This window comes from Enterobacter sp. 120016 (assembly GCF_018383635.1).
GTDB classification, from domain to species: Bacteria; Pseudomonadota; Gammaproteobacteria; order Enterobacterales; family Enterobacteriaceae; genus Enterobacter; species Enterobacter asburiae_D.
In genome coordinates, this window is record NZ_JAHAWC010000015.1 from 51,746 (window position 1) to 73,489 (window position 21,744).

Below are 21,744 nucleotides of genomic sequence, written 5' to 3' on the forward strand. Positions count from 1 at the left end.
ATAAATATTAGTGTCCTACAGAAGCGGCATCGACTACGCGCGAAGGTTTCGGTGCTAATGCAATCGCAAATGCAGCGATAAAAAATATCACGCCAATCGACATCATCAAATTATTGGTCGAAAGCATCATGCTCTGGCTGTTAACCATCTTGTCAAAAAGCTCGCGCACAAATTGCCCACCTTGCTGAGGCGCTGAACTGATGTAATGCGAAAGATCGCCAGTTGGGTCGACGACGGACGCCAGTTTGTCATGTGCTATATAGCGCTGGTCCTGCCATGACGTCGTCACGAGCGATGTAGCAAACGCACCCGATAACGTTCGAACAAAGTTCATTAAGCCCGCTGCTGAAGCCATTTCCGTTTCATCTACAGAGCCCATTGCAAGCCCCGTAATCGGGACGTAGTACAACGGCATGCCAACGCCCATGAATAACAAAGGAACACAGATGGACCAGTAGTCCATATCGGTCGTCGCATAGGATCGCCAGAAGGTATCGAGACCCAGCCAGGCGCAGCCAAAGAAAATAAGAATGCGCGGATCGATTTTGTTGGAGAGGTTAGCGGCAACCGGAGAAAATACCACCTGCAGCAGTCCGCCCCAGGCAACCACAATCCCTGCCCATGTTGTTGTATACCCTAAGTTATATTGTAGCCACAACGGCGTGAGGACATTCAGACCAAAAAAACATCCAAACGCGAGTGCGAGAACAAACATGCTGGCCGAAAAACCGCGATGGCGAAAAACTTTGATATCGACAATCGGATGCTCGGCGGTCAGCTCCCAGATGCAGAAACTTAAAAAGCCGATACAGGCCACAATTGCCAGTACCCAAATTTCTTCTGAGGCAAACCAGTCAAGGTCTTTCCCTTCATCCAGCATGATCTGCAGGGCACCAACCCAGATAACCAATAAAATAAACCCAACGATATCAATAGAGTTATTAACCAGCGTATCTTCGAAGATTTTCAGTACTGACCACGCGACCAATGCGAAAGCGATGGCCATCGGAACGTTGATGATAAACACCCACGACCAGCTGTAATGATCGCAAATCCATCCGCCCAGAACCGGGCCTATTACGGGCGCCAGCAATGTTGTCATCGCCCATAATCCCGTCGCCTGCATGGATTTTTCTTTCGGGAAAATACGCAGCAGTAGCGTTTGTGATAAGGCCATCAGGGGGCCTCCCGCCATGCCCTGAAAAACCCTCATCAGCAGCAGCATTCCCAGCGAGGTGGAAAGGCCACAAAGCAACGAGAAAACGCCAAACATGAACACGGAAACGCAGAAAACGCGCACGCCGCCGAACCGTGTGGTTAACCATCCTGATAGCGGTACCGTAATGGCTTCAGCCACGGCATAGGCCGTGATGATCCAGGTTCCCTGGCTGGTTCCTGCGCCCAGGGCGCCAGCCATGTTGGGTTGAGTGACGTTTGCAATGGTCATGTTGAGCACAGCCAAAAAGTTAGCCATTGCAAGTACCAGGGCACCAATCCATAACATACCGCCTTTCAGCGAAGGCGGCTCATTATCGATAACTAATGTAGACATGGCCTGGTTTCCGTTATTCACTTTTTAAGTTAACTGTCGCTTTCATGGACAGACCAACCCGCAACGGATGTGCAGCAAGCTCATCAGCATTGAGTTTGATGCGCACGGGCAAACGCTGAACAACCTTAATCCAGTTACCCGTTGCGTTCTGCGCAGGAATAATTGAAAACGCTGCGCCGGTGCCGCCATCAAAGCCTTCTACGGTTCCATGGAATGGGACGTTGTCGCCATACAGATCGCTCAACAGTTCCACCTTCTGTCCCACTTTCACGTGCTGGAGCTGAACTTCCTTGAAGTTGGCATTGACGTGAATTTGCTGCACCGGCACCACGGACAATAACGGCGTGGAAGGCTGGACACGCTGTCCAAGCTCGACCTGGCGACGAGCAACCACGCCATCGACTGGCGAACGGATAACGGTTCTTTCCAGATCCAGTCTGGCCTGATCGCGCTTCGCTCTGGCGAGAGCAACTTCAGGGTTGGTCTCGGTATTTGCATCCTCAATCATCACGGCATTCGCCTGTCTTGCACCCACCGCCGCCTGTCTCGCGGCATCAGCTTGCGCCACGGCGGCTTTAGCGGCATTCAGGTTTGCCAGTGCGGAAGCATAAACGTTTTGAATACGCGTCAGTTCGTCGCCTGAAATCGCGCCCGTCTGCATTAACGCCTCGCGTCGCTTGAGGTCAACCGTCGCGCGCTGGAAGTCAGCGTTTGCGGCATCAACCTGGGCCAGCAGGCGTTTTTGCTCTTTTTCATTCGCGACAACTTCTGCGCCGAGTTTTGTGTCGGTGGCCTTATATCCATTTACCCGCCGGATGGACAGGTTCAGGTTTGCTTCCGCCTGATTAAGGGCTAACTCTGCGTCAGTAGGATCCAGCTGGATCAGAACATCGCCTTTTTTTACCACCTGAGAATCCGTGACCAGGATGGCACTGACCGTACCGGTGATCGCGGAAGAGAGCTGAGCGGACTCAACATCGGTATAGGCGTTATCGGTTTCAACATATCGGGAACCCACTAATTCCCAATAGACGAACGAGCCTGCGCCAGCCAGCGCGATGCTTAATGCAAGGTAAGAGAATAAACGTTTTCTTTTTTTATTTTTGATATCGGATGATTCAATATTTTGATTTTCAATAGCTGCAGAATGACTCATTTTATTTCCTTTCTTTCCACTATTTAGTTATTAACCTGGTGTTAAAAAATCACTGTTTGCTCGAGGTATATCCGCCGCCCAATGCACGCGCTAATGCGACGTCAATCGTAAAGGCACGGGAATTTACATCGGCCAATTTTCTGCGGGCCGCGACCAGCTCATCTTCCGAGGACAAGACGTCGAGATAGTCAGCAACCTTTCCTTCATATCTTTGTTTGGTGAGCGAATATGCTTTTTCTGCCGACGTGACTGCACCCTGAGAATAAAGCATCTCGTCTTTCAGTGAGGTTCTGCTGGTGAGCGCATCGCTCACTTCCCGAAGTGCATTCGTTAACGTGTCGTTGTAAACCTGCACCGCAATGTCATATTCACCGCTGGCGTATTTCAAATCACCCTGTAGCTTTTGCGTATTAAATATTGGCAGCGATATGGCCGGGCCAAAACTACCAATTGCTGAGCCACTCCGGGTAAGGTTATTAATTCCCAGTGACTGGAACCCGGCAAAGGCAACCAGATTAACGCTGGGGTAAAAACCGGCTTTTTTCTGTTTGATTTGCTCTGCTGCAGCCTCTGCGCGTAAACGTGCTGCGACAATATCAGGACGTCGACCAATCAGATCCAGCGCAATATTGGGAGGAAGTTCCTCATGCGCTAAAAGCGTTGCCTTAGGCGCGGTTATCGCCAGCGATCTATCAGGTCCATCACCGATCAGCGCAGCGAGCTCATGTTTTTTGATCGCAATAGCTTCATCTATTGCCACCAGATTTGCTTTTGCGTTGAGTTGACGCGTCTCAACCTGTTGAAGGCTGGATAAATCTTCAAGCCCTGCGTCATGTCGTTGCTGGAACAACGCGAGCGTACTGGTTCGTATAGTGAGGGTATCGTTAAGCGTTTCGCGTACGGTGTATAAATGCGCCAGCTCCGCGTAAACGGTAACAATAGAAGAAGAGAGCACCAGTCTTGTTTGTGCTTCTTCCGCTACAGCCGCCATTTCACCTGACGTTGCAGCCGCGAGCGCGGCGCGGTTTTTACCCCAAAAATCAATTTCCCAGCTCATATCAAGCGTGGTGCGCCCGTAGCTGTTCCAGTTTTGAGGCGTTGCGCTTTCAGGCGTCACATAGTTGTAACTCATTTTGTCCCGCATAAAGCTGGCGTTTGCGGTGACCTCCGGGAAAAGCGAACCGCTCGCACTTTGCGTCATCGCCTGCGCTTGTTTCACGCGAGCTTCGGCGATGTTAAGCGTGGGGGAATTTTTAAGCGCGTCATCAATCAGCCCGTTGAGCTGCTCGTCACCGTATTTCTTCCACCAGTAATCTTTCGGCCACTGGCCGTTCTGATGAGGGAAGCTTTGATCGCTTTTAAGTTGTGAGACCGTCTTCATAGACGGTGGGGTGCCAAGATCGGGGATTATGGCGCATCCGCTCATACTGATGGCGGAAATGACAACACAGCCCATCACTATGCTGGACCGGGTTAAACCGGAAATACGACACCTCGGGAGTGTCTCCTGAAAACCTTTCATCAGTACGCTCGTCATGCTGTTCATAGAGAAGTCCAAATACAGTACCGTACGGTACGGTACACTTTATATCTTGACTTCTGAGCGCCGTCAAATGAAAATGTACTCGTCAGTACGATTACGAACCCTACTACCAGACGTGATTCCGAAATCAGAGAACAATAAGTGTTGGCTCCGGCCAGACACCTAAACTAACGAGGAAACATATGGATAAAAGAGCGCTTAAACGGCAACAGATCCTGGAGGTCGCATCCGGGCTGTTTCGACAAAAGGGATTTGATGCCACGTCTATCTCGGAGATTAACGCGATTGTTGGTGGCTCAAAATCGACAATTTACAGTCACTTTTCTTCGAAAGAAGAGCTATTTGTAGAATGCATGTCTTCAGAAACTGAACAGTATATAAAAAGCATGACTATTGAAACTGCAGGGCAGGTGCGCCTTTTCAGAAAATCACCACAGCTGGTTATCGAGCAATTTGCCGTTGCCTTTTTACGTTATATTTGCTCTCCGGATATTGTGGATCTGCAAAGATTAATGATTTCCGAGGCCGGAAGGTCGGGTATCGGAGAATTATATTATGCGCGAATGCAAAAACTGCGTTCAAACGTTTCGGCGCTTTTTACCGATTTAATGAATCAAAACATTTTAAGAAAAGATGATCCTGTGCTGGCGGCTGAGTATTTTCGCTCTCTTCTCCAGGCCGACATACTGGAGCCTTTGCTTTTAAAAGCAAGAAAGGATCAGCCTGAAGAAAGTGAAATCGTCATGAAAGCGCAGGCCTCCGTTAATGCGTTTATGAAACTGTATGGTCCTGAAAAAATTGAGGATGTTGCAAAGACATCTTTCTAAAATACAGTAAGCGTTCCTTCACCCTATTATTAGGGTGAATTTTCTTTTGGGAAATATTTATTTTCAATCGTCATTGGATGACTTTGCCAGCGGCCTTCTTGTAAATAAAATTTCGTGGATACTTATGTGTATAAAGTTTACTCTCTTAAAAGATCGTGAAGCTGTAATTAAGTCCCTTACTCACTGGATTGATTCGAATTTATACCGGCCTATTACCGTTTTAGATGTGGCACGGAAATCCGGTTATTCATTGGCTTACATTCAGCGGAACTTTCGCCAGGAGTGTGGCATAAGTATAGGTCTCTATATTCGAAGCCGGAAGCTTGAAAAAGCCGCGCATATGCTCAGACATACGCAGCTCTCGGTTTCAGATATATTCACGATGTTAGGCTACGAGGAGCCGTCAACGTTCAGCAGAGCGTTTTCGAATCAATATGGACTCTCCCCAACCAAATACCGCGAGCAGGCTAAAAAAAGTCACTACATGAATGGATTGTCGATGTTGATTACTGAGGTAACGCGCGAGTAAAGCGATAATCCGCTAACCCGCCTCCAGCATCCCAAAACTCACAATCCGCGCGCGGCCCAGCTCTTTCGCCCGGTACAGGGCCACATCCGCGGCGCGCAGCAGGTTGTCAGTCTGGGCATGTTGCGGGTAGCTGGCAATGCCAATCGACACGTCCACCGGCCCAATCTCGGTCAGCCCGTAGCGAAGCGACAGCTCATGCACGCCGTTGTAAATCTTCTGGGCGCAGGCGTACGCGCCTGCTTCATCGGCACCGGAAAGCAGCACCAGAAACTCCTCGCCCCCGTAGCGGAATGCCAGTCCGTTGTCATGGGCGGCCCGCTGAACAATCGACGCCACGCTTTTAATCACCAGATCGCCCGCTTCATGACCAAACCGGTCGTTAATGCTCTTGAAGTGGTCGATATCGATCATCATGCAGCTTAACGGTACGCCGGTGCGCGTCGCCTGTGCCGTTTGGGTTTGCAGGGTATCTTCCAGATGATGACGATTACGCAGGCCGGTGAGCGGGTCGAACAAGGCTTTCTCCAGCAGCGCGTCGCGCAGGCGTTGGTTAGCCAGCGCCAGCCCGAGCGCTTCGGCCATCAGTTCCAGATACGCGCGGGAAGGGGCGTTGTCCGCCGTGATGTTCTGGAAGGAGAGCAGGCCAATGGCCTCGCCCTGGGCGATAAGCGGCACGCACAGGGAACTTTCCGCCTGGGAGGCCGGAAGATGGTAGCAGGCAATATCCGGCTCACCGTTTACCGGCGGGTGACTCTGCCCACGGCGCACGGCCCAGCACTCGTCCGGATGGAACGTCGTCTCTTCACCGATGGGTGAAAGCCACTGCGCGACGCTGCGCATCTGCCACGGATCGCGGTCAAGAATGTAGAGCCGGCCCGCGATCCCCGGCGCGATATTGGGGGCAAACAGCTCCGCCACGTTAATCACATCGTTAAAGTTCTCACACCCCTGCAGCCGCTGTGTCATGCGCGCCAGCAGCTCGCGGATGGCCCAGTCGGCATCGCGCTCTCTTTCCAGACGCTGTCGCGCAAGACCGTTTTCACGGAAGATGCGGATGGCCTGCGCCATATCGCCAATCTCATCAATCTGGTTGAAATTAGGCGTTTCAACCGCGTAATCCTGGGACGCCAGACGGTGTACCACGTCGCTCAGGCGCACCACGGGGCGCAGCACGCGGCGCTTTAAAATAAAACCGAGAACAAACAGGAACAGCAGGGCGGTCAGGCCGACCATTAGCTCAGAGGCCGTACGCAGCGCTTTCGATTTTTTTGTCGCCTCCTGAACGGAGGCGATGACGCGCTTGTCGAGTATCTGGCGAAAATGATCGATCTGGTTCTGCGCGCGCTCCAGCTCTTGCTCATAGGGCGCACCGTAGAGCAGGGCAACGGCCTGTGCGTCTTCTCCTCGTTCAAGGCTGGAGAGGGCGGTCTGCTGTTCGTCCTGCAGTTCATCAATGATTTTTATGCCTTCGCGCAGCAGGGACAGCTCATCATCCGACGCGCCGTTATCCCGCAGTTTTTCAAGCCGGAGTTCAACGCTCTTCAGGCTGTTCTCTGACTGGCTATATTCCTTTAACGTTTGCGGATCTTTTTTGATGACGTAGAGGCGCGCTAAATCGGACTGAGCCCAGGCATCGATTTCGATATCTTCAGTAAGCGCATCAAAACGCTGGCGTTGTTCAACGGCCTGACGTTCAGCAGTGTCAGCACTGGACGCCATCAGCATGATGATGCCGGAGGCGATGGTCAGGCAGACCGTGGCACCATAGGCCCAGTTTGTTATCGTCGCGATTCGCACCTGATGATCCTTTTACGACATGAGTAGGATGGCGTTCTTTCAAATTATAGAAAACGTTTGATTTAAGGCGAAAAAAAAGGCGGCACAGCGCCGCCTGGTGTGGTCTTTATCGTCACATCCTCACAATTCTGGAGGATTTTTTCCTTCTTCGATGAAGTCGGGGTCCAGCTCTTCGGCGTTACCTTCGTGATCGCGCCCTGAGAAGAGGTTCCAGCAGGCGATAAACAGCGCGGCAATGAGCGGCCCAATCACAAAGCCGTTAATGCCGTACAGCTCCATGCCGCCGAGGGTGGAGATCAGAATCAGGTAGTCCGGCATTTTGGTGTCTTTGCCTACCAGCAGCGGGCGCAGAATATTGTCCACCAGCCCGACGATAATCACGAAGAAGCCGACAATAAACAGCCCCTGCCACAGCTGATGGGTGGCGAACAGGAAGATGGCGGCGGGCACCCAGACAATCGCCGAGCCGATGGCGGGCACCAGCGAGAGGAAGGCCATCAGCGCGCCCCAGAGCACGCTGCCGTCAATACCCGCAATCGCAAACGCAATCCCGCCGAGGATGCCCTGAACCACCGCTACCGCCGCCGTACCTTTTACCGTGGCACGCGACACGCCGACGAATTTGGCGAACAGGTGCTGCTTGGCGAAATCAGACAGCGGCAGGGAGTCGAGGATTTGGCGCACCAGATACGGGCCGTCTTTCAGCAGGAAGAACAGCAGATAAAGCATGATGCCGAAGCTAATCGCAAAGCCAAACGTTCCCTTGCCAATCAGAAACGCGCTGCCGGCGAGATACTGTCCACCCTGCAGGGCGACGTCGGAGAGTTTTTTCTGGATCTGCGCCGCGTTGGTCAGGTTGTGATCCGCCAGGAAGCCGCTGGCCCAGTCAGGAAGATGGTTGAAGATGCTCGCCACCACTTCCGGAAACTGGGTGTTGTTCTCCTGGAGCTTCGTGTACACCATGTTCAGCTCAATGGCGAGCGAGGAGAGGATCACCATCAACGGGATAAAGACGATCAGGCAGATAATGCCAATGGTCAACAGCGAGGCAAGCCCGTTGCGATCCCCCAGCGCGGCGCGCAGCCTGTTTTTTACCGGGTTGAAGATGACGGTCAGAATAGCGGCCCACAGTATCGCGGAGAAGTAGGGCGACAGCACGTCGAAGAAGGCCCAGGTCACAAGGGCAAGAATAAAGATAAAGAAACCTTTGGTCAGTCCGTTAAATCGCATCAGTCAGTCCTGGTTACTAAGAAACTGTGTCGACTATAGAACTGATTGTGAGAATTACCAACCCTTCCGCCGGGTGGCGGCTGCGCCTTACCCGTCCTGTGGACGGTGTTGCGGTATGAATCCGCTCTTCACGGATACCACTTTCGACTGACCGAAGATCGCCTCTTCCCGCACCATGCTGTAAGTATCTGCTTGCGGAGGTACTTATGGCCTGGCGTCCGATTCTCTACGTGATCCTCACAACCCACCCCAGACTCAGCGCGCGGCGCGCCCGTCTGCGTCTGGTCATCTAGCTTTTTATTAACAATCGCGGTATAACACACCTTCTTTGGATGTTTAGATGTCCATACGTATAGAAGGTAATATGCAAACACAACAAGAAAATGGGCAGCTTAAGCGCACCATGAAAACACGCCACCTGATTATGCTCTCGCTGGGTGGCGTGATTGGGACAGGGTTATTCTTCAATACCGGCTACATCATTTCCACGACCGGGGCGGCGGGCACGCTGCTGGCGTACCTGATAGGCGCGCTGGTGGTCTGGCTGGTGATGCAGTGTCTGGGCGAGCTTTCCGTGGCGATGCCGGAAACCGGCGCGTTCCACGTCTATGCCGCCCGCTACCTTGGCCCGGCGACGGGCTACACCGTGGCGTGGCTCTACTGGCTCACCTGGACGGTGGCGCTCGGCTCGAGCTTTACTGCCGCCGGGTTCTGTATGCAGTACTGGTTCCCGCAGGTGCCCGTCTGGGCCTGGTGCGTGATCTTCTGCGCGGTGATTTTTGGCCTGAACGTCATCTCGACGCGCTTTTTTGCTGAAGGCGAGTTCTGGTTCTCCCTGGTGAAAGTCATCACCATTATTGCCTTTATTATCCTTGGCGGGGCGGCGGTCTTTGGCTTTATCCCGATGCAGGACGGTTCACCCGCGCCGGGCTTAAGCAACATCACCGCCGAAGGCTGGTTCCCGCACGGCGGCCTGCCGATCCTGATGACCATGGTGGCGGTGAACTTTGCCTTCTCCGGTACCGAGCTTATCGGCATCGCGGCGGGGGAAACGGAAAATCCGCACAAGGTGATTCCGGTTGCTATCCGCACCACCATTGCGCGCCTCATTATCTTCTTTATCGGCACCGTGTTCGTGCTGGCGGCGCTGATCCCGATGCAGCAGGCGGGCGTGGAAAAGAGCCCGTTCGTGCTGGTGTTTGAAAAGGTCGGTATTCCTTACGCGGCAGATATCGTTAACTTCGTGATCCTGACGGCGATCCTCTCGGCGGCGAACTCGGGCCTGTACGCCTCCGGGCGCATGCTGTGGTCGCTTTCGAATGAGAAAACGCTGCCGCGCTGCTTTGCCCGCGTGAACAAAAACGGCGTGCCGCTGACGGCGCTCTCGGTTTCTATGCTCGGCGGCGTGCTGGCGCTGTTCACAAGCGTCGTGGCGCCGGACACGGTGTTTGTCGCGCTGTCTGCAATTTCCGGGTTTGCGGTGGTGGCGGTCTGGATCAGCATCTGCGCGTCGCACTTCGTTTTCCGCCGCCGCCATCTGCAGTCCGGGCAGCCGCTCTCTGCGCTGCAGTATCGTGCGCCGTGGTATCCGCTGGTACCGGTGCTCGGTTTTATCCTCTGCGTGGTGGCCTGTGTCGGCCTGTGGTTTGACCCAAGCCAGCGCATTGCCCTTTATTGCGGGCTTCCGTTTGTCGCCCTGTGTTATGGTGCGTACTACCTGACCCGAAATATGACATCGCAGGAGCCTGAACATGTCGCAGAATAACCCGCTTACCGCCATCCTTGAAAAGCAGCCGTTTGTGGTGCTGGATGGCGCGATGGCGACGGAGCTGGAAGCGCGCGGCTGTAACCTGGCAGACAGCCTCTGGTCAGCCAAAGTACTGATGGAAAACCCGGAACTCATCCGTGAAGTGCATCTTGATTACTATCGCGCCGGCGCGCAGGTGGCGATCACCGCCAGCTATCAGGCCACGCCCGCGGGGTTTGCGGCGCGCGGCCTGGACGAAGCGCAGTCCCGCGCGCTGATCGGCAAAAGCGTGGAGCTGGCGCGTAAGGCGCGCGAAGCGTATCTGGCTGAAAACCCGCATGCGGGCACGCTGCTGGTGGCGGGATCCGTTGGGCCGTACGGCGCGTATCTGGCGGATGGCTCAGAGTATCGCGGCGACTACGTGCGCAGTGCGGAAGAATTCACCACTTTCCACCGCCCGCGCGTGGAAGCGCTGCTGGATGCGGGCGCTGACCTGCTGGCCTGCGAAACGCTGCCCTCGTTTGTAGAGATTAAGGCGCTGGCGACGCTGCTGTCTGAATACCCCCGCGCCCGGGCGTGGTTCTCGTTCACCCTACGCGACAGCGAGCACCTGAGCGACGGTACGCCGCTGCGTGAGGCGGTCAGCGTGCTGGCAAACTCGCCGCACATTGTCGCGCTGGGCATTAACTGCATCGCCCTGGAAAACACCACAGCGGCGCTGAAGCATCTGCAAAGCCTGACGTCCCTGCCGCTGGTGGTCTACCCGAACTCGGGCGAGCATTATGACGCGGTAACCAAAACCTGGCACCACCACGGGGAAGCGTGCGAGACGCTGGCAGGGTATCTGCCGCAGTGGCTGGAAGCCGGAGCGAAGCTGATTGGCGGATGCTGTCGCACCACGCCGAAAGACATTGCTGAGCTGAACGCGCAGCGCTGAGTGCTTTGCCGGGTGGCGGCTACGCCTTACCCGGCCTACCTCTGAGATTTCGTGCGGCCTGATGCCCTCACCCTGACCCTCTCCCACGGGGAGAGGGAAAAAAATGAACCGCACAAAATTCACTATCCTTTCCCGCTTTTTATCTAAAAACGAATCGTTATGAGCGATTCATTTTTATTCCTTTATCAAAATTCCCGCGCCGGAAATACTGCCCTCATAACAACAAGGGGAGCAGGCACTATGGCAATTTCATCGCGAATCACACTTCTCGGCGCACTGGCGCTGTGGGCATTTCAGGCGCAGGCGGTGGACGTCACCGTCGCGTATCAAACCTCTGCGGAACCGGCGAAAGTCGCGCAGGCGGACAACACCTTTGCCAAAGAGAGCGGCGCAAAAGTCGACTGGCGCAAGTTCGACAGCGGGGCGTCCGTCGTGCGTGCGTTAGCCTCCGGCGACGTGCAGATCGGCAATATCGGATCCAGCCCGCTGGCGGTTGCGGCCAGCCAGCAGGTGCCGATTGAGGTTTTCCTGCTCGCCTCGCAGCTCGGTAACTCAGAAGCGCTGGTGGTGAAGAAAAACATCACCAAACCGGAAGATCTGATCGGCAAACGCATCGCCGTGCCGTTTATCTCCACCACCCACTACAGCCTGCTGGCGGCGCTGAAACACTGGGGCATCAAGCCGGGTCAGGTACAAATCATCAACCTGCAGCCGCCGGCGATTATCGCCGCCTGGCAGCGCGGGGATATTGACGGGGCCTACGTGTGGGCACCGGCAGTGAACGAACTGGAAAAAGACGGCACCGTGCTGACCGACTCTGAAAAAGTGGGCCAGTGGGGCGCGCCAACCCTCGACGTGTGGGTCGTGCGCAAAGACTTCGCCGAGAAACATCCTGAGGTGGTGAAAGCCTTCGCCAAAAGCGCGATTGACGCCCAGCAGCCGTACATCTCTAACCCGGATGAATGGCTGAAGCAGCCCACCAACCTGGAAAAACTCTCCCGCCTGAGCGGCGTGCCGGAAGCGGACGTGCCGGGGCTGGTGAAAGGCAATACCTATCTGACGCCCGCGCAGCAGGTGCAGCAGCTGACCGGCCCGGTGAACAAAGCGATTGTTGATACCGCCACCTTCCTCAAAGAGCAGGGCAAAGTGCCTGCGGTGGCAGCGGATTACAGCCAGTACGTGACCGATCGTTTTGTGAAATAAGGAGTCCGCCATGCTGAATATTACGAACCTGTACGCCGATTACGGTGGTAAGCCCGCGCTGGAGGACATCAACCTGACGCTGGACAGCGGTGAACTGCTGGTGGTGCTGGGCCCGTCCGGGTGCGGAAAAACCACGCTGCTGAATCTGATCGCCGGGTTTGTCCCTTATCAGCATGGCACCATTCAACTGGAAGGTAAAAAGGTGGAAGGCCCGGGGGCCGAGCGCGGCGTGGTCTTCCAGAACGAAGGATTGCTTCCCTGGCGCAACGTGCAGGAAAACGTGGCGTTTGGGCTACAGCTTGCGGGCATCAACCGCGAACAGCGGCTGGAAACGGCACGAACGATGCTGAAAAAAGTGGGGCTGGAAGGGGCGGAAAAACGCTTTATCTGGCAGCTTTCCGGCGGCCAGCGGCAGCGTGTAGGTATTGCCCGCGCGCTGGCCGCGAATCCGCAGCTGTTGCTGCTGGACGAGCCGTTCGGGGCGCTGGATGCCTTTACCCGCGAGCAGATGCAAACTCTGCTGCTGCGCCTGTGGCATGAGACGGGCAAGCAGGTGCTGTTGATTACCCACGATATCGAAGAGGCGGTGTTTATGGCGACGGAGCTGGTGCTGCTCTCGCCGGGGCCGGGTCGCGTGCTTGAGCGTTTGCCGCTGGATTTCGCCCGCCGCTACGTCGCGGGAGAACCCGTGCGCAGTATCAAATCCGATCCGCTGTTTATCGAACAGCGTGAATACGTCTTAAGCCGCGTGTTTGAACAACGGGAGGCCTTCTCATGAGCATCGTCTTCAGTGAAAAAACGCGCCGCGCGCGTCTGGCGCTGCGCTGGCCTTTCTCGCGCCAAATCACGTTGAGCGTCGGTACGCTGCTGGTGCTGCTGGCGGTGTGGTGGGCGGTTGCTGCCCAGCAGTGGGTCAGCCCGCTATTTCTGCCGCCGCCGGGACAGGTGCTGACCAAACTCATTACCATCGCCGGGCCACAGGGCTTTATGGATGCCACGCTCTGGCAGCACTTAGGTGCAAGTCTGGCGCGTATTCTGGTGGCGCTTCTGGCTGCCGTCATCATCGGCATTCCCGTGGGTATTGCGATGGGGCTGAGCCCGACGGTGCGCGGCATCCTCGATCCGCTGATTGAGCTTTACCGCCCGGTGCCGCCGCTGGCCTATCTGCCGCTGATGGTTATCTGGTTCGGCATCGGTGAAACGTCAAAAATCCTGCTGATTTATCTGGCGATTTTCGCCCCGGTTGCCATGTCGGCGCTGGCGGGCGTGAAGAGCGCCCAGCAGGTGCGGATCCGCGCGGCGCAGTCGCTGGGAGCCAGCCGCACGCAGGTGCTGCTGTTCGTGATTTTACCGGGCGCGCTGCCGGAGATTTTAACCGGGCTGCGCATCGGCCTCGGCGTAGGCTGGTCCACGCTGGTGGCGGCAGAGCTGATTGCAGCCACGCGCGGCCTTGGGTTTATGGTGCAGTCGGCGGGAGAGTTCCTGGCGACTGACGTGGTGCTGGCAGGGATCGCGGTGATCGCCGCGATCGCCTTTGGATTAGAACTGGGGCTGCGCGCGTTACAGCGCCGCCTGACGCCCTGGCATGGAGAAATACAATGAGTGAACGTCTGACCATTACCCCGCTGGGGCCGTACATTGGCGCGCAGGTGTCGGGCCTGGATGTGACCCGTCCGTTGAGCGATAACCAGTTCGAGCAGCTGTACCACGCGGTGCTGCGCCATCAGGTCGTTTTCCTGCGCGAACAGGCGATCACCCCGCAGCAGCAGCGCGCGCTGGCCCTGCGCTTTGGCGATCTGCATATCCACCCCGTCTATCCGCATGCGGAAGGGGTGGAGGAGATTATCGTTCTGGACACCCACAACGATAACCCGCCGGATAACGACAACTGGCACACCGACGTGACCTTTATCGAGACGCCGCCCGCCGGGGCGATTCTGGCGGCGAAGCTGCTGCCGGAAACCGGCGGCGATACGCTGTGGGCTAGCGGGATAGCGGCGTATGAGGCGCTCTCCGCGCCGTTCCGGACGCTGCTGAGCGGGCTGCGGGCGGAGCACGACTTCAAAAAATCGTTCCAGGAGTACAAGTACCGTAAAACGGAAGAGGAACATCAGCGCTGGCAGGAAGCTGTGGCGAAGCATCCTCCGCTGCTGCACCCGGTGGTGCGCACCCATCCGGTCACGGGCAAGCAGGCGCTGTTCGTAAACGAAGGGTTCACGACGCGCATTGTGGACGTGTCCGAAAAAGAGAGTGAGGCGCTGCTGGGATTCCTGTTCGCGCATATCACCAAGCCGGAGTTTCAGGTGCGCTGGCGCTGGCAGGAGAACGACCTGGCGATCTGGGATAACCGCGTAACGCAGCACTATGCCAATGCGGACTATCTTCCGCAGCGCAGGATTATGCAGCGGGCGACGATTTTGGGGGATAAGCCGTTTTACCGTGCGCCTTGATTGCCGGGTGGCGGCGTTGCCTTACCCGGCCTACGTTCCATTGTAGGCCCGGTAAGCGTAGCGCCACCGGGCAACGGGGTTAAAGGTGCGCCTGAATATACCGCTGATAGCGGTTCGCCTTCAGGTAACACAAATCCACCAGCACCAGCCCGTCGACGCAGTCGTTAAACGCCGGGTCGCTGCCAAAATCAATAAACTGCACGCCGCCGGGCTCGCAAAGCTCGGAATACTGCTTGTAGAGCGGCGGAATGCCGCAGCCCAGATTGCCGAGCAGGGATTTCAGCTTTGTCAGATCGTCCACGTAATCCACGCCGCCAAACTGCGCGAGCACGTCCGGCAGCGATGCGGGATACGGCTGACGTGACGCGGCCAGCGGATGCGTTGCCGGGAACCACAGGCGGTAAAATGCCACCAGCAGATCCCGCGCGGCGGGCGGTAAGCCGCCGGAAATGGAGACCGGGCCAAACAGGTAGCGATAGTGCGGATAGCGGGCGAGATAGGCACCAATCCCAGACCATAAATAATCCAGGCCGCGGCGTCCCCAGTAGCGCGGCTGAATAAAGCTGCGCCCCAGTTCAATGCCGTGTTCCAGCACGTCCTGCATTTTGTCGTCGTAGTGGAACAGGCTATAGCTGTACAACCCTTCCAGACCGCGACGTTCTACCTGGCTGGCGGTTGGCATAAAGCGATACGCGCCGACGATCTCCAGATCCGCATCATCCCACAGGATCAGGTGCAGATAATCATCATCGTAGCAGTCGGTGTCCCGGCGCTTGCCGCTCCCTTCCTCCACCGCGCGAAAGGCAATCTCGCGCAGGCGGCCCAGCTCGCGCAGCAAAGGCGCGTCTTCCTGACCGTTGCGCTGCCAAAGATAGATGGTTTTACCGTCGCTGGTATTGCCCAGACATTCGGCCTGCGCCAGCGCGCGTTTCAGGGTGGCCCGGTCTTCCGGGCGAGCAATGGCGCACTGGGTTTTAAAGACGCCAGGCACTCCCTTGCCAAGACGCATCACGTGCTGACGACATTGCTCGGCCATCTCACGCGACGAAAGGGTGGCGCTATGCCAGTGATGCCAGGCGATCTGCTGGCCGATTTTAATCGGCAGCTGGCTATGGCGGCGGCGAAACATCTGCTGCATCAGCAGCAGCATCGACAGCGTAGGGGAGACCAGCGTGCTGGCATAGAAGAGCAGGCTGTTATGCGCCTGAATATGCACCGGCAGCAGCGGAGCGCGCAGCTTGCTGGCGAGTTTGATAAAGCCAGAGTGCCACTTTTTGTCGCGAATGCCTTTGCGCGTGGGGCGGGAAACTTCTCCGGCCGGGAAGAAGATCAGCACGCCCGCGTTTTGCAGATGCTGTTCCATCTGCACCAGCGACGATTTCGCCGTCCTGCCGCCCATATTGTCCACCGGAATAAACAGCGAGCTGAGGGGCTCAAGGTGCGTCAGCATCCGGTTGGTCACGACTTTAACGTCGCGTCTCACGCGGGAGACGGCGTACATCAGCGCCAGCCCGTCCAGCGTGCCCGTCGGGTGGTTGGCAATAATGACCAGCGGGCCATGTTCGGGGATTTGTTCGAGATCGCGGGCGGAAACGGTGCAGAGAATATCAAGGTGTTCCAGAACTTGCTCCACCATATCCAGTCCTTTCAGGTGGCGGTGTGCTGCGGCAAATTGCTGAAATTCGTCTTCGTAAAACAGTCTTTTTAACAGACTTTTTTGCCAGGGTGCAGGCCTCGCCTGAGGCCAAAGATCGTCGAGAACGCTATCGAGGCTAAACATGGTTACTCCTCCTGCCGTCTTGCGAAGACAGTAGAAGGAGCAGATGTCGGTTGTATTGCAGTTTGGTGAAGATTAGCGGAGGATTTTTTTCTCAGCCAGATCCAGCGCGAAGTAGCTGAAGATCAGGTCCGCGCCTGCGCGTTTGATGGCGCCAAGGCTTTCGAGGACCACTTTCTCTTCGTCAATCGCACCCGCCAGCGCGGCGAATTTGATCATCGCGTACTCGCCGCTGACCTGGTAAGCGCCCAGCGGCAGCTCGGTGCGCTCGCGGATGTCGCGCAGGATATCGAGATACGCGCCAGCCGGTTTCACCATCAGGCAGTCTGCGCCCTGGGCTTCATCAAGCAGGGATTCACGAATCGCTTCCCGACGGTTAAGCGGGTTCATCTGATAGGTTTTACGATCGCCCTTCAGCGCCGTGCCCGCCGCTTCACGGAACGGGCCGTAGAAGGAGGAGGCGAATTTGGTGGAGTAAGACATGATGGCGGTGTCGGTAAAGCCCGCCGCGTCCAGCGCCTGACGAATCGCCTGAACCTGTCCGTCCATTGCCGCAGATGGGGCGATGAAGTCCGCACCGGCAGCGGCAGCGACCACAGCCTGCTTGCCAAGGTTCAACAGGGTGGCATCGTTATCCACGCCGTGATCGCACAGCACGCCGCAGTGGCCGTGAGAGGTGTATTCGCAGAAACAGGTATCGGACATGACGATCATTTCCGGCACGGTCTCTTTGCAGATGCGGGACATGCGGGCGACGAGGCCGTCTTCTTTCCACGCGTCGCTTCCGGTGGCGTCGGTATGGTGTGAGATGCCGAAGGTCATCACCGAGCGGATCCCCGCGTTAGCGATGCGTTCAATCTCACGCGCCAGGTACTTCTCCGGAATGCGCATGACGCCCGGCATGGCTTCGATGGCTTTGTAGTCATCGATCTCTTCTTCGACAAAAATCGGCAACACCAGATCGTTTAAGGTCAGGGTTGTCTCTTCAAACATAGCGCGCAGTGCAGGTGACTTGCGCAGGCGGCGGGGGCGTGCAATTAAATCGGTCATGGTATGCCTGATGTTTGTGGAACAAAGAGGGCTAGTGTACCTCAAAGTGAAGTCAGGTGTTTTACTAAAGTGGGCATTTTGTTTTTTGCGAAATGCGGCAGGTCAAGTTTCATATCAGCAATATATAATGCAGGTCTGTATATTGCTAAAAGGGGGATAAGATATTCGTGTTGTTTCTATATTAAGGGGAATACATCATTTAAAATGATCTATTATTTGTTGTTATATGTTTTGTATTGGCGCGACTGTATTTTAACGTTTTGTTTTTATAATATTTATCTCAAGTGACCCTTATGCTTGTCGTTTTTGAAGTGTTATTGGTCTGGATACGGACTTAATAGAAACATTCATTGAACCTTTTCGAAATGAAAATGCATAATTCCCTCCGCAATAAAATATTGCCAAATGATTTGATGGACAAACTTGCTTACGTCCCTGAGGAGGGATGACCCAATGCAAACATGGAAAAAGAAACTAGTTGTATCTCAACTTGCATTAGCCTGCACCCTGGCTATCGCTTCTCAGGCCAATGCGAAGGATATTTCCGGTACAACTTATAATACCTTCGGATACGATAATACCGCTTCCACCCCCTGGTATTATGGCTATGCCGACTGGGATTACTCAGACGCTACCCACGACGGTGATATTTATCCCGTGATGAATAAATCGATCGTGAATGGGGTTATTTCAACATACTTTCTGGAAGACGGTGTAAATGGTCGGGCGAATGCGTTGAGCATTTCCAATAGCACCATTAATGGCATGATCACCTCTGAATGTATGACCACCTCGTGTGCTGACGGCCTGGATACCGACGGCACGACCCATTCACAGTACGATCGTTTTAGTCTGACCGTTGATCACTCCACCATCAACGACACCTATGAGCATTATGCTTACGACGTTGTAGATGGTGACAACACCGAAGCCCATTATCTGAATACGTATGCGCTGGGTAATGCAATTACGCTGGACGTGGAGTCTGATATCGTTATTCAGAATAACTCCCACGTAGCGGGTATTACGCTAACGCAGGGTTATCAGGAACTCGACAACACCCCGTATGACGGTATTGAAGGTGTCGCCAACAGCAGCAATGTCTTTACCGACACGCTGCTGGTGAAAGATTCTGTACTGACCTCGGGTGCGTACAGCGATCTGGGTAACAGTGGATTCTACGGTCAAACCGCGAAGCCAAGCGACTATGATGAAACTAACGCGACAGCGGCGGATGATGCGGCGCTGATTGTAGCAGCCAGCGCGTCGGATAACGCGATGCAGACGTCTGCCACGTTCGATCACTCCACCGTTACTGGCGACATTCTTTTCTCCAGTACCTTCGACAACAACTTCTACCCGAACGGCGATCCGGCAACGGATACCAGTGCAGACGGTGTCTATAACCCAACCACCAACGGCTGGGACGGTACTGATAAGCTGGACGTTACTCTGACCAATGGCAGCAAATGGGTTGGTGCAGCCCAGTCGAGCGTCGAGGCTATCGGCACGGCGCAGATGTATGGCCTGGGCTACAGCAGCGTAGACTGGAGCACTCTGTCCCCTAACAGCATTTGGCCGGATTCCACCTATGACAGCAACGACCACGTTGCGGGTAAAGAGGTGTATCAGAGCGGTCTGTTTAACATCGCGCTGGATAACGGCTCCGAGTGGGATACTCGCAAGGTTTCTAACATCGACGCGCTGACGGTAAACAACCAGTCTCAGGTCAATGCTGAAAACTCTGGCCTGCTGGCGGATACCATCACCCTGACCAATGCCTCATCGTTGAATATCGGTGACAGCGGTGGTGTGGCAACCGACCATCTGTATCTGGACAGCTATAGCCGTGCGGCACTGACGGAAGAAACGGCCGATCTGTATGCCAACACCATCACCGTGGATAACGGTGCTGAGCTGGCGCTGGGGCTGGGTCAGATTGATACGCACAATATGGTACTGACCGATGGTGGTGTGCTGAACGTTGCCAGCCGTGATTACGTGCTGAACAGCGATCTCAACAACGCACGCTATATCACCAACGATAAGTACAATGCCGATTACGACTACGGCGTTGTGGCGATTAATTCTGATGGCCATCTGTCAGTGAACGGTGACGTTGCAGGTAACTACAAGGTGCGCATCGATGATGCGACCGGTGCCGGTTCCGTTGCCGATTACAAAAATAAAGAGATCGTCCGCATCTATGACAATAACGCGGATACCACAGCCAGCTTTACTGCTGCAAACAAAGCCGATTTAGGTGCTTACACCTACCAGGCGCAGCAGCAGGGTGACGCCGTTGTCCTCCAGCAGAAAGCGCTGACCGACTACGCCAATATGGCGCTGAGCATCCCATCTGCCAACACCAATATCTGGAATCTGCAGCAGGATACCGTAGGTACGCGTCTGACCAACAGCCGTCACGGCCTGGCGGATAACGGCGGAGCGTGGGTAAGCTACTTCGGTGGTAACTTCGACGGCGACAATGGCGTTATTAGCTACGATCAGGACGTGAGCGGCATTATGGTTGGTCTGGATACGCAGATTGACGGTAACAATGCGAAGTGGATCGTCGGTGGTGCGGCAGGTTTCGCGAAGGGTGATATCAGCGATCGTACCGGCCAGGTCGATCAGGACAGCCAGACGGCGATGATCTACGCGTCGGCGAAGTTCATGAACGATCTGTTCCTCGACAGCTCCCTGAGCTACACCCGCTTCAACAGCGATCTCTCTGCGAACATGAGCAACGGTCAGTATGTTGACGGCAACACCACCAATGACGCAGTTGGTTTTGGGCTGAAACTGGGCTATGACTGGAAGCCAAACCTGTCAGGCTATGTCACACCATACGCAGCCGTGTCTGGCCTGTTCCAGTCTGGCGATGATTATCGTCTCAGCAATGACATGCGCATGGACGGGCAATCTTACGATAGCCTGCGCTATGAACTCGGTGTTGATGCGGGTTACACCTTCAACTACGGCGGCGATCAGGCTCTGACGCCTTACTTCAAACTGGCCTACGTTTATGACGATGCCGATAACAATGCCGACATTAACGGTGACAGCATTGATAACGGCGTGAAAGGCTCCGCTGTGCGGGTAGGGCTGGGCACCCAGTTCAGCTTCACGAAGAACTTCAGTGCGTATACTGATGCCACTTATCTGGGCGGCGGCGACGTTGACCAGAACTGGGGCGCAAATCTGGGTGTGAAATATACCTGGTAATGAATAAAGCGGGGGGAGTCATATCCCCCGCTTTTTATATACATAGCTAAAAATAATATTGAACCGACAAATACGGATGCCTTGAGGTCTGCATGAAGGTTAATGCGAAACCGCTTTCTGAATTAAGCCGGCTCGAACAGTGTTTGAAATCAGCCAGTACCCCTTTTAAATGTGCTCCACAACAGCTAATTACATCAGGTGAGTGTCATGATCCCCGCACGACCGTATTACAGACCGGTATAATCGAAATCTATCGTTGTTCAGATGAGCTGCTTGTGGGCATCGCAACAGCGCCTTTTATTTTGGGGCTGTCCACCGTGATGATTAATCATAGTCTGGAATATAGAGTGGTAGCCAAAACATCCTGCACGGGCTTTTATTTGCCCACTGAAACCACTCGTCAACTTATACAACAGAACGCGCTATGGAAAGAGGCCTTCGGCTGGTTATCCTGGATAAACTACATTCTTGAGAAACGCGACATGCAGCTGGTGGGAAATAATTCCTATCACCAGATCCGCGCCATGCTGCTGAATATGGCGGAGTGGGATGAAACGTTGCGCTCAAAAATTGGTGTGATGAATCATATTCAACAAAGTACGCGTATTTCACGTTCAGTGGTTGCTGAGGTTCTCGCTGCCCTGCGGCAAGGTAACTACATCAATATGAGCCGGGGCAAGCTGGTCAGCATCAACCGCTTGCCCACGGAATATTAATA

Annotated in this window: 17 protein-coding genes; 10 read left to right on the forward strand and 7 right to left on the reverse strand. The window is 55.0% G+C overall.

Annotated elements, in window-relative coordinates; all coding sequences use genetic code 11:
• Positions 1 to 7 precede the first annotated feature (7 nt).
• From KIF87_RS18410 to KIF87_RS18420, 3 genes are read right to left on the reverse strand one after another with little or no spacing between them, the layout of a single operon-like run.
• Positions 8 to 1,552 carry a DHA2 family efflux MFS transporter permease subunit gene (locus tag KIF87_RS18410; protein ID WP_249665962.1) on the reverse strand — a complete coding sequence of 515 codons (1,545 nt, stop codon included), beginning with the start codon at positions 1,550 to 1,552 and terminating at the stop codon, positions 8 to 10.
• 13 nt (positions 1,553 to 1,565) lie between these two features.
• Positions 1,566 to 2,708: an HlyD family secretion protein gene (locus KIF87_RS18415; protein WP_213330007.1), complete on the reverse strand. Its 1,143-nt coding sequence runs from the start codon at positions 2,706 to 2,708 to the stop codon at positions 1,566 to 1,568.
• A 49-nt stretch (positions 2,709 to 2,757) separates the two neighbouring features.
• Positions 2,758 to 4,254 carry an efflux transporter outer membrane subunit gene (locus KIF87_RS18420; RefSeq protein WP_213330009.1) on the reverse strand — a complete coding sequence of 499 codons (1,497 nt, stop codon included), beginning with the start codon at positions 4,252 to 4,254 and terminating at the stop codon, positions 2,758 to 2,760.
• Between the two features lie 179 nt (positions 4,255 to 4,433).
• Between KIF87_RS18420 and KIF87_RS18425 the strand changes: the two genes are divergently transcribed.
• Together KIF87_RS18425 and KIF87_RS18430 are read left to right on the forward strand one after the other, a co-directional pair.
• The gene (locus KIF87_RS18425; RefSeq protein WP_213330011.1) at positions 4,434 to 5,078 is read left to right on the forward strand and encodes a TetR/AcrR family transcriptional regulator; all 645 of its coding nucleotides are present in this window, start codon (positions 4,434 to 4,436) and stop codon (positions 5,076 to 5,078) included.
• Between the two features lie 124 nt (positions 5,079 to 5,202).
• Positions 5,203 to 5,607: a helix-turn-helix domain-containing protein gene (locus tag KIF87_RS18430; RefSeq protein WP_029739732.1), complete on the forward strand. Its 405-nt coding sequence runs from the start codon at positions 5,203 to 5,205 to the stop codon at positions 5,605 to 5,607.
• A 12-nt stretch (positions 5,608 to 5,619) separates the two neighbouring features.
• Here the strand turns inward: KIF87_RS18430 and KIF87_RS18435 are convergent, their stop codons facing one another.
• Together KIF87_RS18435 and KIF87_RS18440 are read right to left on the reverse strand one after the other, a co-directional pair.
• The gene (locus KIF87_RS18435) at positions 5,620 to 7,404 is read right to left on the reverse strand and encodes a diguanylate cyclase (RefSeq protein ID WP_213330013.1); all 1,785 of its coding nucleotides are present in this window, start codon (positions 7,402 to 7,404) and stop codon (positions 5,620 to 5,622) included.
• 120 nt (positions 7,405 to 7,524) lie between these two features.
• The gene (locus tag KIF87_RS18440; protein WP_029739734.1) at positions 7,525 to 8,634 is read right to left on the reverse strand and encodes an AI-2E family transporter; all 1,110 of its coding nucleotides are present in this window, start codon (positions 8,632 to 8,634) and stop codon (positions 7,525 to 7,527) included.
• Positions 8,635 to 8,998: 364 nt separating this feature from the next.
• Here KIF87_RS18440 and mmuP point away from each other — a divergent pair, with 364 nt between their 5' ends.
• The 6 genes from mmuP (at position 8,999) to tauD (ending at position 14,971) form a co-directional block, all read left to right on the forward strand.
• Positions 8,999 to 10,399: an S-methylmethionine permease gene (gene mmuP / locus KIF87_RS18445; protein WP_213330016.1), complete on the forward strand. Its 1,401-nt coding sequence runs from the start codon at positions 8,999 to 9,001 to the stop codon at positions 10,397 to 10,399.
• Positions 10,386 to 11,318, forward strand: coding sequence for a homocysteine S-methyltransferase (gene mmuM, locus KIF87_RS18450; RefSeq protein ID WP_213330018.1), 933 nt, complete (start codon positions 10,386 to 10,388; stop codon positions 11,316 to 11,318). Before mmuP ends, mmuM begins: the two co-directional genes overlap by 14 nt.
• A 240-nt stretch (positions 11,319 to 11,558) precedes the next feature.
• The gene (tauA, locus tag KIF87_RS18455) at positions 11,559 to 12,521 is read left to right on the forward strand and encodes a taurine ABC transporter substrate-binding protein (RefSeq protein ID WP_213330020.1); all 963 of its coding nucleotides are present in this window, start codon (positions 11,559 to 11,561) and stop codon (positions 12,519 to 12,521) included.
• 10 nt (positions 12,522 to 12,531) lie between these two features.
• Positions 12,532 to 13,299 (forward strand): taurine ABC transporter ATP-binding subunit, encoded by a 768-nt coding sequence (tauB, locus tag KIF87_RS18460; protein ID WP_029739736.1) that lies wholly within the window; start codon positions 12,532 to 12,534, stop codon positions 13,297 to 13,299.
• On the forward strand, positions 13,296 to 14,123 hold the full coding sequence (gene tauC, locus KIF87_RS18465) for a taurine ABC transporter permease TauC (protein ID WP_202774199.1): 828 nt from the start codon (positions 13,296 to 13,298) through the stop codon (positions 14,121 to 14,123). The genes tauB and tauC overlap by 4 nt, the downstream gene beginning before the upstream one ends.
• Entirely contained in the window at positions 14,120 to 14,971 is an 852-nt protein-coding gene (tauD, locus tag KIF87_RS18470; RefSeq protein ID WP_174340698.1) for a taurine dioxygenase, read from the forward strand. The genes tauC and tauD overlap by 4 nt, the downstream gene beginning before the upstream one ends.
• A gap of 79 nt (positions 14,972 to 15,050) precedes the next feature.
• Here the strand turns inward: tauD and olsF are convergent, their stop codons facing one another.
• Together olsF and hemB are read right to left on the reverse strand one after the other, a co-directional pair.
• Positions 15,051 to 16,751 (reverse strand): bifunctional ornithine lipid synthase OlsF, encoded by a 1,701-nt coding sequence (gene olsF, locus KIF87_RS18475; RefSeq protein ID WP_213330022.1) that lies wholly within the window; start codon positions 16,749 to 16,751, stop codon positions 15,051 to 15,053.
• Positions 16,752 to 16,823: 72 nt separating this feature from the next.
• Entirely contained in the window at positions 16,824 to 17,798 is a 975-nt protein-coding gene (hemB, locus tag KIF87_RS18480) for a porphobilinogen synthase (protein ID WP_024906774.1), read from the reverse strand.
• Positions 17,799 to 18,251: 453 nt separating this feature from the next.
• Between hemB and KIF87_RS18485 the strand changes: the two genes are divergently transcribed.
• Positions 18,252 to 21,026 (forward strand): autotransporter YaiT-related protein, encoded by a 2,775-nt coding sequence (locus tag KIF87_RS18485; RefSeq protein ID WP_213330024.1) that lies wholly within the window; start codon positions 18,252 to 18,254, stop codon positions 21,024 to 21,026.
• Positions 21,027 to 21,118: 92 nt separating this feature from the next.
• A complete protein-coding gene (locus tag KIF87_RS18490; protein WP_213330026.1) occupies positions 21,119 to 21,742 on the forward strand; it encodes a helix-turn-helix domain-containing protein in 624 nt (207 codons plus the stop codon).
• Positions 21,743 to 21,744: the final 2 nt, after the last annotated feature.

Excerpts from the sequence above, each read along its gene's own strand:
- KIF87_RS18430 (WP_029739732.1), top strand. The coding sequence starts at position 5,203 with ATGTGTATAAAGTTTACTCTCTTAAAAGATCGTGAAGCTGTAATTAAG.
- hemB (WP_024906774.1), bottom strand. The coding sequence starts at position 17,798 with ATGACCGATTTAATTGCACGCCCCCGCCGCCTGCGCAAGTCACCTGCA.
- olsF (WP_213330022.1), bottom strand. The coding sequence starts at position 16,751 with ATGTTTAGCCTCGATAGCGTTCTCGACGATCTTTGGCCTCAGGCGAGG.
- tauB (WP_029739736.1), top strand. The coding sequence starts at position 12,532 with ATGCTGAATATTACGAACCTGTACGCCGATTACGGTGGTAAGCCCGCG.
- KIF87_RS18425 (WP_213330011.1), top strand. The coding sequence starts at position 4,434 with ATGGATAAAAGAGCGCTTAAACGGCAACAGATCCTGGAGGTCGCATCC.
- KIF87_RS18410 (WP_249665962.1), bottom strand. The coding sequence starts at position 1,552 with ATGTCTACATTAGTTATCGATAATGAGCCGCCTTCGCTGAAAGGCGGT.
- KIF87_RS18485 (WP_213330024.1), top strand. The coding sequence starts at position 18,252 with ATGCAAACATGGAAAAAGAAACTAGTTGTATCTCAACTTGCATTAGCC.
- mmuP (WP_213330016.1), top strand. The coding sequence starts at position 8,999 with ATGCAAACACAACAAGAAAATGGGCAGCTTAAGCGCACCATGAAAACA.
- tauC (WP_202774199.1), top strand. The coding sequence starts at position 13,296 with ATGAGCATCGTCTTCAGTGAAAAAACGCGCCGCGCGCGTCTGGCGCTG.
- mmuM (WP_213330018.1), top strand. The coding sequence starts at position 10,386 with ATGTCGCAGAATAACCCGCTTACCGCCATCCTTGAAAAGCAGCCGTTT.
- KIF87_RS18420 (WP_213330009.1), bottom strand. The coding sequence starts at position 4,254 with ATGAACAGCATGACGAGCGTACTGATGAAAGGTTTTCAGGAGACACTC.
- tauA (WP_213330020.1), top strand. The coding sequence starts at position 11,559 with ATGGCAATTTCATCGCGAATCACACTTCTCGGCGCACTGGCGCTGTGG.
- KIF87_RS18415 (WP_213330007.1), bottom strand. The coding sequence starts at position 2,708 with ATGAGTCATTCTGCAGCTATTGAAAATCAAAATATTGAATCATCCGAT.
- tauD (WP_174340698.1), top strand. The coding sequence starts at position 14,120 with ATGAGTGAACGTCTGACCATTACCCCGCTGGGGCCGTACATTGGCGCG.
- KIF87_RS18440 (WP_029739734.1), bottom strand. The coding sequence starts at position 8,634 with ATGCGATTTAACGGACTGACCAAAGGTTTCTTTATCTTTATTCTTGCC.
- KIF87_RS18490 (WP_213330026.1), top strand. The coding sequence starts at position 21,119 with ATGAAGGTTAATGCGAAACCGCTTTCTGAATTAAGCCGGCTCGAACAG.